This is a genomic window from Actinosynnema sp. NPDC050436, from assembly GCF_040655415.1.
GTDB lineage: Bacteria > Actinomycetota > Actinomycetes > Mycobacteriales > Pseudonocardiaceae > Actinosynnema.
In genome coordinates this window covers 185,405-197,380 of sequence record NZ_JBFAJV010000008.1, presented here as the reverse complement: position 1 = coordinate 197,380, position 11,976 = coordinate 185,405, and the positions used below count along the sequence as shown (strand labels likewise).

11 protein-coding genes are annotated in these 11,976 nt (G+C 74.8%); 8 read left to right on the top strand and 3 right to left on the bottom strand.

Annotated features, from left to right (window positions below):
• On the bottom strand, positions 1 to 1,335 hold the full coding sequence (locus AB0I60_RS20935; RefSeq protein WP_360732102.1) for a CoA transferase: 1,335 nt from the start codon (positions 1,333 to 1,335) through the stop codon (positions 1 to 3).
• Positions 1,336 to 1,395: 60 nt separating this feature from the next.
• Between AB0I60_RS20935 and AB0I60_RS20930 the strand changes: the two genes are divergently transcribed.
• From AB0I60_RS20930 to AB0I60_RS20910, 5 genes are all read left to right on the top strand, one after another.
• Positions 1,396 to 2,178, top strand: a complete 783-nt coding sequence (locus AB0I60_RS20930; protein WP_360732100.1) for an SGNH/GDSL hydrolase family protein — start codon at positions 1,396 to 1,398, stop codon at positions 2,176 to 2,178.
• Positions 2,179 to 2,376: 198 nt separating this feature from the next.
• Positions 2,377 to 2,679 (top strand): type VII secretion target, encoded by a 303-nt coding sequence (locus AB0I60_RS20925; protein ID WP_360732098.1) that lies wholly within the window; start codon positions 2,377 to 2,379, stop codon positions 2,677 to 2,679.
• Complete coding sequence (locus AB0I60_RS20920; protein WP_360732096.1) at positions 2,679 to 6,467, top strand: hypothetical protein; 3,789 nt, start codon at positions 2,679 to 2,681, stop codon at positions 6,465 to 6,467. The genes AB0I60_RS20925 and AB0I60_RS20920 overlap by 1 nt, the downstream gene beginning before the upstream one ends.
• A complete protein-coding gene (locus AB0I60_RS20915) occupies positions 6,436 to 6,909 on the top strand; it encodes a hypothetical protein (protein ID WP_360732094.1) in 474 nt (157 codons plus the stop codon). Before AB0I60_RS20920 ends, AB0I60_RS20915 begins: the two co-directional genes overlap by 32 nt.
• A 60-nt stretch (positions 6,910 to 6,969) precedes the next feature.
• Positions 6,970 to 7,413, top strand: a complete 444-nt coding sequence (locus tag AB0I60_RS20910) for a hypothetical protein (protein ID WP_360732093.1) — start codon at positions 6,970 to 6,972, stop codon at positions 7,411 to 7,413.
• Between the two features lie 65 nt (positions 7,414 to 7,478).
• On the opposite strand, the gene AB0I60_RS20905 is transcribed toward AB0I60_RS20910, so the two are convergent.
• Positions 7,479 to 9,656, bottom strand: coding sequence for a DUF2156 domain-containing protein (locus AB0I60_RS20905; RefSeq protein ID WP_360732092.1), 2,178 nt, complete (start codon positions 9,654 to 9,656; stop codon positions 7,479 to 7,481).
• 165 nt (positions 9,657 to 9,821) lie between these two features.
• Here AB0I60_RS20905 and AB0I60_RS20900 point away from each other — a divergent pair, with 165 nt between their 5' ends.
• The 3 genes from AB0I60_RS20900 to AB0I60_RS20890 are packed head-to-tail and all read left to right on the top strand — an operon-like array spanning position 9,822 to position 11,269.
• On the top strand, positions 9,822 to 10,616 hold the full coding sequence (locus AB0I60_RS20900; RefSeq protein ID WP_360732091.1) for a hypothetical protein: 795 nt from the start codon (positions 9,822 to 9,824) through the stop codon (positions 10,614 to 10,616).
• On the top strand, positions 10,613 to 10,969 hold the full coding sequence (locus AB0I60_RS20895) for a DUF202 domain-containing protein (RefSeq protein WP_360732089.1): 357 nt from the start codon (positions 10,613 to 10,615) through the stop codon (positions 10,967 to 10,969). Before AB0I60_RS20900 ends, AB0I60_RS20895 begins: the two co-directional genes overlap by 4 nt.
• A 3-nt stretch (positions 10,970 to 10,972) precedes the next feature.
• Positions 10,973 to 11,269 (top strand): DUF202 domain-containing protein, encoded by a 297-nt coding sequence (locus AB0I60_RS20890; protein WP_360732088.1) that lies wholly within the window; start codon positions 10,973 to 10,975, stop codon positions 11,267 to 11,269.
• A gap of 27 nt (positions 11,270 to 11,296) precedes the next feature.
• Here the strand turns inward: AB0I60_RS20890 and AB0I60_RS20885 are convergent, their stop codons facing one another.
• On the bottom strand, positions 11,297 to 11,857 hold the full coding sequence (locus AB0I60_RS20885) for a 3'-5' exonuclease (RefSeq protein WP_360732087.1): 561 nt from the start codon (positions 11,855 to 11,857) through the stop codon (positions 11,297 to 11,299).
• Positions 11,858 to 11,976: the final 119 nt, after the last annotated feature.

The following is an 11,976-nucleotide window of genomic DNA, read 5'->3' as shown; positions in this document are numbered from 1 at the left end:
TCACCGCGACCACTCCGGCCGGTCGGCGCCCCACCGGCCCGGTGGGCGGCTCCACGTGTCGGGTGCGCCCGCGTAGCCGATCGGGGACCGCGCGTACCGGAGGCGGCCGTACGACGAGTCCACCTCGGCCAGCCACCGTGCCGGGTCGTGCTCCGCACCCTCCACCCCGGACGGCCGCAGGTCGTGCAGCAGCCAGGAAGCGGTGCCCGCCAAGGAGAGTCGCACGTGCCGCCCACCCGTTCGCGCGCGTTCGGCCAGCCCGCGCAGGACGGCGGCGGCCAGCAGGTACCCGGTGCCGTGGTCCAGCGCCTGCGCCGGCAGCGCGCCGGGCCGCTCGTCGCCCTCGACCACGGCGATCCCGCTGCCCGCCTGCACCAGGCTGTCGAACCCGCGCCGGGTCGCCCACGGACCGGACCAGCCCCACGCGCCCAGCTGCGCGACCACCAGCCCCGGCCGCCGTTCCAGCAGCGCGTCCGGGGCCAGGCCGAACCGGTCCAGCGCGCCCGGCCGGTAACCGGTGACCACGACGTCCGCCGTGGCCAGCAGGCTGTCGACCAGCTCCCGGTCGGTGGCCAGGTCCAGCACCGCCGACCGCTTGCCCAGCCCGGTGTCGGCGGACGCGGCGTCCAGCTCGGGCAGGCCCGGCGGGTCCAGCCGCAGCACGTCCGCGCCCAGCAGCGCGAGCGTCCGGGTGGCCACCGGGCCCGCGATCACCCTGGTCAGGTCCAGCACCCGGACCCCGGACGCGGGCAGCCCGGCCGGCGGCAGGCCGCGTTCGCCGCCGCCGACCACCCGGGTCTCGACCAGCGGGTGCCGCTCACCGGTCACCCCGCGCACGGCGACCGCCAAACCGCCCGCCGCGTACACGTCCTCCTGCACCCGCTCGGCGGGCCGGGCCGCGAACACCTCGGCGACCCGTGCGGCGACCACGTCGTCGTCACCCGCGTCGGGCACCCCGGCCGCAGCGAGCAGCCGCGCCCGGTGGTGCGGGTAGTTCGCGTGCGTGCGCACCCAGCCGTCCGCCGTCCGCCAGAACCGGGACAGCGGCGCGAACGGGGGCAGGGCGCGGCCGTCGACCCGCAGGTGCCGTTCGCTGATGAACGCCGAGGCCACCGCGCCCTCGTGCACCCGGACCCCGGGCGGTGGCACCCCGTTGCGGTGGGCGAGCAGCTCGGCGGCGGCCAGCGAGCACGCGGCAACCGTCGCGCGGGCCAGCTCGCGGACCGGCAGGCGGGCGTCCAGCGGCCCCCGGACCAGGTCGAACTCCACGGCGGTGGCCGACCCGCCCAGCGCCGCCCACGCCTGGGCCGTCCCCGCGTCGTCCTCGTGCGTCACGCACCCATCCTCCGGCAGGCCCGCGCACCCGAGCCGACCGGCGGCCTATTGTGGAGGCCGATGTGGACGAAGGGAGGGTCGGCGGTGCACTACGCGGCCATCGGCGACAGCTTCACCGAGGGCGTCGGGGACGAGCGCCCGGACGGCACGTGCCGGGGCTGGGCGGACCGGGTGGCGGAGGGACTGGCGGCCGTGCTCGACGAGCCGGTCCACTACGCCAACCTCGCGGTCCGGGGCCGGCTGCTGGAGCCGATCGTCACCGATCAGCTCGACCTCGCGCTGGCGATGGACCCGCTGCCCACCCTGATCACGCTCAACGGCGGCGGCAACGACATGATGCGGCCCGGCGTCGACGCGGACCGGCTGGTCCGGCTCACCGAGCACGCGGTCCGCCGCTGCGCCGACGCCGGCGTGCGGCTGGTGGTGCTCAGCGGCGCGGACCCGTCGCGCCGGCTGCCGTTCGGCCGCACCGTCCACCGCCGGGGCGTGGCGCTGACCCGGGCGGTCAAGGCCCTGGCCCGGCGCAACGACCTGCTGATGGTGGACGCGTTCAACGACGTCGAGGTGACCCGGGCGGCGTACTGGTCGCCCGACCGCCTGCACCTCAACCCCGCCGGGCACGCCCGGGTCGCGTCCCTGGTGCTGTCCGCGCTGGGCCACCCGACCACGCCGGACCCGGTGGAGCACCCGGTGGTGGCGCGGCGGTTGGCCACCGAGGCCCGCTACTACCGCGAGCACGTCGTGCCGTGGCTGGGCCGCCGGCTGCGCGGCCGGTCCTCCGGCGACGACCACCCCGCCAAGCACACCGGCTGGACGTCGGTCGAGGCGCAGCCGGCGGTCTGACCCCACAGCTCTCTCGCGGCCGAACCGGTGGGCGGCAAACCCGGGGACACGGCCGGTCGGGTGCGGGTGATTCACGTCACGGCACCCGACATGCGGTTTCCAGGTCAACCGGAACCGAACTCGACGTGGCCGCGTCGGCATTCATACAGTGACCGCCGACGGCGGGCGCCGTGGGCAACGCGATTCGGGGGACGGGGCATGGCCGGGTTCGAGATCGTCGCGGGGACGCTGGACGGTCACAGCAAACAGCTGGACGATCTGAGCGCGCGGATCGAGGGCGCGGTGCAGGCGGCGCAGACCGTCTCCATGCCCACCGACGCCTACGGGATCATCTGCCAGCCGTTCCGGATGATGCTCGACCCCGTGGAGTCGTGGGGGCTCCAGGCGTTGCAGGGCGCGGTCGCGGCGATGGAGGCCGCCGGCACGGAGGTGCGCGGCACCGTCGCCCAGTACCGCGAGATGGAGGAGTCCATCCGCGACAGCTTCCAGGCGGGTGGCTGATGGCCGGCGACAACCCCCTGGTGGCCGCGCCGCCCGCCGAGTCGGGCTCGTCCTTCAACGCCGGCACCGGGGACAACGGCTGGGCCACGGGCGTGTCGATCGCGGAGTCCGCGATGGACACGTTCAACGGGGTCAAGGACGGCAACTGGGTCGAAGCCGGCCTGGGCATGGTCGGGCTGGCGGCCGACGCGGCGGCGATGGCCATCGACCCGTTCGGCACGCTGATGTCGTCGGCGGCGTCGTTCCTGATGGAGCACGTCCAGCCGTTGAAGGACATGCTCGACTGGCTGGCCGGCAACCCGCCGGTGATCGAGTCGTACTCCACGACGTGGAACAACGTCGGCACCGAGCTGGGCAAGGTCGCGGAGGACTACAAGGCGGCGGTGGCCAGTGGCACGGCCGGGTGGGAAGGCGCCGCCGCAGCCGCCTACCTGACCAACGCGCAGGTCCACGGCGACGCGCTGAGCGGTGCCGCGTCGGCCTCCTCGACCGTGGGGACGGTCGTGGGCCTGATGGGCATGGTGGTCGGGTTCGTGCGCGAGATGGTGCGCGACCTGATCGCCGACCTGGTCGGCAAGCTGATCGCGTGGGTGCTGGAGGCGGTGTTCTCGCTGGGCTTCGGGACGCCGGTCATCGTCGCGCAGGCGGTGACGGCGATCTCGAAGTGGGCGGCCAAGATCGCCAAGATCATCCAGGACCTGCTGAACACCATCAAGAAGGTCTCGCCGATGCTCAAGCGTCTGGTGGAGGTCTTCGAGAAGGTGATGAAGGTCGTCGGCAAGCTGGCCGGCAAGGCGACCGGCCTGGACGTGCTGGACCCGAAGAACATCAAGAAGGGCGGCTTCCTCCAGACCGGCCGGGCCGACGTGGACGCGCCGTCGGCCGGCACCGGGCGCGGCAGCGGGCGGGACGGCTCCGGCGACACCCCGGGCGGTTCCGGCGACGGCAACTCAAGCAACTCGGGCGATGCCGGCACCTCGGGTACCTCCGGCAACTCGGGGAACTCCGGCAACTCGGGGAACTCCGGTGACCCGGGCAGTCCCGGTGATGCGGGCAGCCGGTCGCCGAGGCCGGGCGAGGGCACCACGTCCACGTCCGCCTCCGCCCCACCCGACGCCGGCCCCCGGCCGGGCTCGGGGGACCCCGGTGCGCCGGCCAACCCCGGCACCCGCCCCGGACGGGGCGACAGCACCGGCAACCCCGACACCGACCCGCCGCGCGGCAACCCGAACGCCGCCCCACCCGGCACGACCACCCCCGCCGGACGCCACCCGGTCGGCGAAACCCGCGGCGGGCCCGGCGGAAACCCCGCACCCGGCAACCACTCGCCGGTGGGGGAGCACCGTGGTGGGCCGGGCGGCAACCCCGGTCCGACGCGCACCGACCACCCGCAGACCAGTCACCCGCAGACCAGTCACCCGCAGACCAGTCACCCGCAACCCGGTCACACCCCGACCGGCCACACGCCTTCCCCTCAGCCGCAACCCGGCTACACGCCTTCCGGCAGCCCGCAACCCGGCCACACACCTTCTGCGCACACACCTCCTGCGCACACGCCTTCCGGTCACACGCAGACTTCGACGGCGGCCACGCCGGACGCTCCCGCGCGCCCCGGCCAGCCGCACACCCCGTTCGGGCCGCAGCGAGAGCCGAACTTCACCTCGCCGCAGGGGAGTTCGTCCCCGGGCGGTCCCGGGCACGCGCCCGGCGGCGGTACGCCCGGCGCTCCGCACAGTGGAGGTCCGAACAGCGGCGGTCCGGGGACTGCACCTGCGAGGCCCGGTGGCGGCGGCTGGACCGGGACGTCCGGCAGTCGCGGCGACGTCGGGTCCAGCGCGCCCGGTGCACGCGGCCCGCACCCCTCGCACGAGGGTCCGGTGCCGCACGGGCGGCCCACCCCGCCGCAAGGCCCGTTCAACGGCCCACCGCCCGGCACGCACAGTCCATCCGGCACCCCGCCGATGAGCCGTGGCCCGCACGCACCGGGCCAGCACGCGCCGAACCATCACAACCCGTCCCACCACAACCCGTCACACGACAACCCGCCGCACAACGACCCGCCCCACACCGAACCGCAGCAGCACGCGCCCCAGGAACGGCCGGGTCCCGACGAGGTGAACCGCCGGCACGCCGAGTCCACCCCCTCCGGCACGTCGTTCCACCGGGGTGACGACCGGATGGGCGACCTGCCGCACCGCGTGCAGCCCGACCCCGACGGGCGGTACACGGTCGACGTGCACGTCACGCCGGACGGTCGGGCGCGGATCGGCGACCACACCTACTCGCCCGAGGAGTTCGCCGACGTCCTGCGCCGCAACGGCGACTACGACGGCCGGCCGATCCGGCTGATCGGGTGCGACGCGGGTTCCAACGACTTCGCCCGCCGGCTGTCCCGCGAACTCGACACCCCGGTGCTGGCCCCGACCAAGCCCGCTTGGACCGACTCGCAGGGGCGGGTGTTCTCGTCCGACTACGACGTGGACGCCAACGGCAACCGCACGCCGCGCATCCCGCCCAACGGCGAGTGGGACACCCACCACCCGGACGGCAGCACGAGCCGCGCGGGCGACGACGCGTTCACCCCGGACACGCCCGACGCCGACAAGCACGACCTGGACCCCGACGACGCGCAGGCGCGCGGTGACGGCGACGACCCGGACGGGCTCGACGCGGACGACGACCCGGCCTTCGACCCGCCGCCCCCGACGCGGGTCATCGCCCCCGACGACCCGGCGTTCCACGAGCGGTTCGTCGACTGGGACCGGCCCACGCACCGGCCCGGCGAGCCGCCGCAGCCGATCGCCGTGCACGACCCGCCGATCGAGGTGCCGCACCAGCAGCGGCCGATGATCCCGGACGGCAACGCCGACCCGGACTTCCACCGGCCGGACGCGCCCGACCCGGTGCCGGCCCCGCTGCGCGGGCACACGCCGCTTGACGGGTACACCGCCTACCCGGTGCAGCACGCGAACGGCACCCGGACGACGTTCTTCACCGACGAGCACGGCACCGTGAAGTGGGTCGAGGCGGAGCCGGGCTCGAAGCAGAACACCGTGCTGGGCGCGGACGGCAAGCCGGTCGGCAAGGAGGAGCAGAAGTGGGCGGGGTTCAACCCCGACCTGGGCCACCCGCTGCTGCCCGACGTGCAGTACCGGGTGCCGAACTACCACAACGACGAGCTGTTCCTGACCTTCCACACCGACCGCCACGGCCAGACCGACTCGATGACCGGCGACGTGGAGGCCGGCGGCCAGAAGCCGGACTACCGCGACGACCAGAAGGACCGGGGCGCGCAGCGGCGGGCGCAGATGGAGGGCGAGGCGGCGTTCCCGCCGGAGACCCCCGACCGGCCGCGCACCGCGCAGGAGGTCGAGGACGCGCGGGTCAAGTGGGCGGGCGGCCACCTGGTGTCCAACGAGCTGGGCGGCCTGGGCGAGTACCTGAACATGCACCCGCAGATGGCGTCGTCCAACTCCGGCAACTACAAGGACGGCTGGACGAACGAGGCGTCGTGGCGGGCCCAGGAGGTCGCGCTGAAGAACTTCGCCGAGGTGCCCGGCCAGGACGTCCGCAACTACCAGGTGCGGATGCAGCGGGACGCGGACGGCGTGCCGGGCGAGGTGACCATGCGCTGGCAGGAGGTCACCTACAAGACCGGCCCGGACGGCAAGCCGCTGCTGGACGCGGACGACAACAAGATCGTGGACGGCGTGGTCACCAAGGAACGCGTGTTCCCGAACAAGCCGGAGGTGAACTATGGACCCCTCCAGCGATTCAAGGGCCGGTGAGCTGGTCGCCGAGGCCGCGAACGCCCTCGCGTCGGCGGCCCCGGCGGGCTGGTCGGAGCTGGCGCTGTCGGTGACGGCGACCGTGTCGGCCTACGACTTCGCGGTGTCGGTCGTGGACGAGCGGGGCGCGGACCCCGGCACGGTGGTGCTGTCGCCGGTGGTGACCGACGCGTTCCAGGAGCTGCGCGGCGTCCTGTACGAGGAGGGGCGCGGCACGTGGTTCTCGGCGCGGGTGGTGCTGCGGCGCGGTGCCGCCCCGCAGGTGTCGTTCAACTACGACGAGGACCCGCAGTGGTGGCCGCCGCTGCACCCGGCGGCCTTCGTGCGGGACCTGGAGGTCTTCCCGCGCGACGCGGAGCACGTGCCGCCGTGGCTGCGCGCGGTGCTGGACGAGGGCGAGGCCGCGCTGCGCGCGCGGGAGGACGGGCAACCGCAGCGGTAGGCTGCGGACGGACGAGTACCGCGCCCGCCGACCGGACGCGTTCGAGGAGGACTCCACACGATGGCGAACTGGCCGCAGCTCAGCCCCGTCGAGCAGCAGCAGAAGCTGGCGGAGATCACGCAGGCCGTGATCGCCGCGCTGCCCGAGGGCTGGCAGCGCCTGGTGCTGCGGGCCGACATGGTCGGCCGGCACACGCAGGCGGAGGCGGGGGTCCGGATGGCCGACGGGTCGGTGCGCGGCTGGGACATCCCGCCGGAGGTGTGGCGGGAGTTCCAGCAGCTGCGCAAGGGCATGTACGCCGAGGGCCTGGGCACGTGGGTCGGGTTCGAGTACATCGCGGACCCGCCGTTCCGGTACCAGATCCGCTACAACCGCGACGAGCGGCCGAAGTTCCAGGCGCCGCCGACGTCCGACGACTTCGCCACCGAGAACCGCTGGTTCCCGCGCACGGAGGAGAACATGACGTCGTGGTTCCGCGAGGGGCTCGGCGACCAGACCTCTTGAGCGACAAGACCTGGCCGACCCCGTCAGTCCACTGAGGACGTCCACATCGGACGTCCTCAATGGGCTCAAGACCTGCTGAACGACGCGGCGAGCAGTTGGCGGGTCGACGTGTCGGGCAGGTAGGCGCGGACCAGGGCCAGGCCGATGCGGGGCAGGTCGGCCTCGTCGCGGTACGCCAGGTGCACCGGCTCGTAGCGCGGTGAGAACTTCGCCTTGAACGCGTGCAGCGAGCGGAACCCGTACAGCGGTTCCATCGCGCCGCCCAGCTTGTCCAGCACCCGGTCGACGCCGTCCAGGTCCGCCGCACCGCCCCGGGCCAGCGGCGCCCCGGACAGCGACACGAACAGCGCGCCCCGGTCCCGCAGCTCCAGGCACGCCGACGCGATCATGAACTCCATCACCGGCCGGAAGCCGTCGGTGCGCCGGCGCATGACGTCCAGCGTCCACCCCCGGACCACCCCGCCCGGCCCGAACACCGGCAGCCACGACGTCACGCCGTGCACGCTGCCCGTCCCGTCGACCGCCAGCCCGACCCACACCTGCGGGTCCAGCGCCTCGTCCACGCCGCCCAGGGTGAACCCCATCTCCGGCAGCCCCTTGTCGCCCACCCACTGCTCCGAGATCGCCCGCACCTGGGCGAGCACCGCGAACGGCTGCTCGGCCAGCCGCACCAGCCGGAACTCCAGGCCGTCGCGCGCGGCGTGGTTGAGCGCGGTGCGCACGTCCTGCCACTTCCGGCCCTTGAACGCCAGGTCCGGCAGGTCCACCACGGTGTCCTCGGCGATCTGCACGGTCTGCCAGCCCTCGGCCCGCGCCGCCCGCGCCACCTCGTCGGTCACCGAGAACAGGCACGGCACCAGCCCGCCGTGCTCGCTCATCGCGGCGAACTCGCGCACCGCCTCGGCGGCGGTGCCGGCGGGCACGACCGGGTCGGCCAGCGCGATCGCCACCCCGGCGTGCCGCTGGTAGCCGACGTACCCGCGCCCGTCGGAGGTGAAGTAGAACCGGTTCTCCGGCCACACCGTCATCCACGACATGGTCGAGCCGCCCACCTCGGTGAGCAGGCCGCGCGCCCGGGACAGGTTCAGCTCGTCGGCGGCCACCCCGCCGGGCAGCCGGCGGCGCAGCGGCACCCGGAACGAGCCCCGGTCGAACAGCAGCAGCGCCAGCTCGCCCACCCAGAGCACGCCGCTGCCCAGCGCCACCGGGGCGCCGCCGGGCAGCTCGTCGAGCAGGATGAGCGCCAGCGCGACCGCCGCGCCCAGCACGTTGAGCACCCCGAGCACGACGGCCACCCACCACGCCCACCGCTTGCCGCAGCGGAGCTGGTTGGCCACGAACCCGACCAGCACCAGGTCCACCAGCACGTCCAGCAGCGGCGCGGCGTCACCGGACGTCTCGCCGAACGGCCCGTGGTTCGGGAACAGCAGCACGACCAGCTCGGTGAGCACCAGCACCACCAGGCCGCCGAACGCCAGGATGCGGGTCTCCCGGCGGGTGCGCGGCGCGTACCCGGGCTCGACGCCCCACAGGCGCTGCCCGACCACCATGCCGACCAGCACCGCCAGCCCGTGCGACACGTCGGTCAACGTCCCCTCGAACAGGAACGCCACGGTCGCGTAGAACCACAGCGCCGCCCGCACCCGCAGCCGCCACGGCGACCGCAGCGTCGCCGACGTGACCGCCACGACGGCCAGCGCGCCGGTGGTGAAGCCCACGTCACGGGCCTGCGCGACGTGCTGCGCCCACGTCCACGGTGTCGCGGACAACGCCCACACCAGCAGCGACGCGCCGACGATCCCGCCGAACTGGCCGAGCACCGCGACCAGCGCCGCGCGCCGGGTGCCCAACCGCAGCTCGCACGCGCCGACCAGCACCGCGAACAGCAGCACACCGCCCGCGAACTGGGCCGGGGTGAGGGTGAAGAACCACCCGACGACGAACGTCCACAGCTTGCCCTCGCGCAGCGCGGGCGCGCCGTAGGCGACCTCGGCGAACCACGGCTCGCGCCACAGCGGGCGCCACACCGTGCGGCTGACCAGGCCGACCACCACCAGCACGGCGACCACCGAGCCGGTGAACGGCACCCGGCGCACCACCTGGGGCAGCGCCCCGACCGCGCGCGACGCCCACGCCTCGAACCCGCCCCCCGCCGGGCGGCCACCCCGGTCCGGTGCCCCGCGCTCTGCGCCCGGACGGTCGGCCTGGGTTCCCGGGTTGCCGTCGACCGCTCGTTCGTCCACCCCTGCACCTCGGTCCCGTCGACGCCGAGGCCCAACCGTAGGGTCTCCGCGCGGTCCCCGCAGGCCGCCCGGCGGGTGTGCCGAGCCCTCGGGGAAACGCGCGTCGACCGTCCGCAGTGGACGGGGGTGGCGCGCGCCGGCCGGGCGCTGCCCGATAATTGCACTATGTCGGTGGTCGAGGTGCTGCGCAGGGTGCCGTTCACCGCGACCGTGGTCGCGGTGATGCTCGTGGTCGGTGTCGCCACCGGGTCGCTGTGGACCGAGGCGTCGGAACAGCCGTGGTACGAGTGGGTGGCGTTCGGCTTGCCGGCGTTCGAGCAGGGGCGGTGGTGGACGCCGGTCACCGGGGCGTTCCTGGCCTTCGTGCCGGTGGCGTACGTGCCGATGGCCGGGTCGTTCGCGCTGTTCGTCGGCGCGGCGGAGTGGCTGCGCGGGACCCGGTTCGCGGTGGTCGCGGCGGTGGTCTCGCACTTCGCGGCGGTGCTGCTCAGCGCGGTGCTGCTGCTGGCGCTGCGGGCGACCGGCTGGGAGTGGGCGGTCCGCGTCGCGGGCACCTCCGACGTCGGCTTCTCGGCGGGCGCGCTGGCCGTGGGCGCGCTGGTGTCGGCGGGCATCGCCCAGCCGTGGCGCAGCCGGATCCGGCTCGGCCTCGGCCTGTACGTGGTGGCGTCCTTCGTCTTCCTCGGCTCGCTGGCCGACGTGGAGCACCTGGTGGCGGGGGTCGCCGGCCTGGCGGTGGGCGCGCGCGGCGACCGCGTGCCCCGGCAGGAGGCGCTGCTGCTGGGCGCGGTCTCGGTGGTGGTCGTAATGGCGGCCGGGTTCGGGCTGGGCGCGCTGCTGCCGACGCAGAGCCCGCTGGGCGACAACACGCAGGTGGCGACGGTGCTGGCGGGAGCGGTGACGGCGCTGGTCGTCGGCCCGCTGCTGGCCTTCGGCGTGCCGGGGAAGGTGCTGCGATGACCGGCTCGCGGTGGCCGCGCGGCGTCTACGGGTCGGGCGACGAGCCCGACTACCGGTTCAGCTTCGCCAACGAGCGGACGTTCCTGGCGTGGATCCGCACCGCGCTGGCGCTGCTGGCGTCCGGGGTGGCGGTCGACGCGGTGGACCTGGGCCTGCCCGGCGCGCTGGAGACCGGGCTGTCGCTGCTGCTGGTCGGCCTGGGGCTGGTGTGCGCGGTCGTGTCGTGGGTGCGGTGGGCGCGCAGCGAGCGCGCGATGCGCGACCAGCAGCCGCTGCCGTCGTTCGCGATCGGGCTGGTGCTCGCGGTCGGGGTCGTGGTCGCGGCGGTCGTCGTGCTGGTGCTCAAGGCGTAGCGGGTGGACCGGGGCGCGCAGAACGAGCGGACGGCGTTGGCGTGGCAGCGGACCGCGCTGGCCATGATCGCCGGGTCGGCCGTGCTGGCGCGGCTGACCGTGCCGAGGGTGGGCCTGGCCGCCGTGGTCGGCATGGGGGTCACCGCCGCGCTGGGGATCGTGGTGCTGGTGGCCGCCCGGTGGCGGTACCGGGAGGGTCGGCGGGGCCGCCGGACCGGCGCGGTGCTGCCGGCGGCGGTCGCGGCGGGCACGGTGGTCATGGTCCTGGTCGAGCTGGCGGCGCTGCTGCTCCCGCGCTGACCGCGCGCCCCGGCGGGCCGGCCGTGGTCAGGCCGGGACGGGCCAGGCGTCCCGCGCGCGCAGGTGCAGGACGAGCGCGGCGATGTTCCACGCGTCGTCCTCGCCCCGGTGGTGGCGGCCCTCCAGCGGCAGGCCCGCGATCTCCAACGCCTGCGCCATCCCCGGCCGCTTGCGCAGCCCGTGCGCCTCGGTGAAGGCGACCTTCGCGTTGGTGTGGACCCGGCCGAACGGGTACCGCGCCCCGGTGGCCCGGCACTGGCGGGTGAACTGGTTGCGGTCGTAGTCGCCCCAGCTCGCCCACGGGCGCGCGCCGGCGTCGTGCTCGGCGGCCAGCAGCCGGCACGCCTCGGCGAACGACACCCCGGTGTCCACCTCGGCCTGGGTGAGCCCGGTCAACTCGGTGCAGAACGCGCTGACCGCGCTGCGCTGCGGCCGGACCAGGACGCGGTGCTTCGACACCCGCACGCCGGCGGCCAGGTCGACGACGGTCAGCCCGACCTCGATGATCTCGCTCGGTCGGCCGGGCGGCGGCTGCCCGTCCCAGCAGGTCGCCTCGACGTCGACCACGTTGACCAGGGCGTCGTCCACGCCCCGGACGGTAGCCGACGGACCCCCTCCCACACCCCCGGATTTCGCCGGTACGGTGGTGGCGTGAACTGCTTCGCCGCACTCCGCACCCGCCGCGCCTGAGCGCGGCCCCGCTGCCG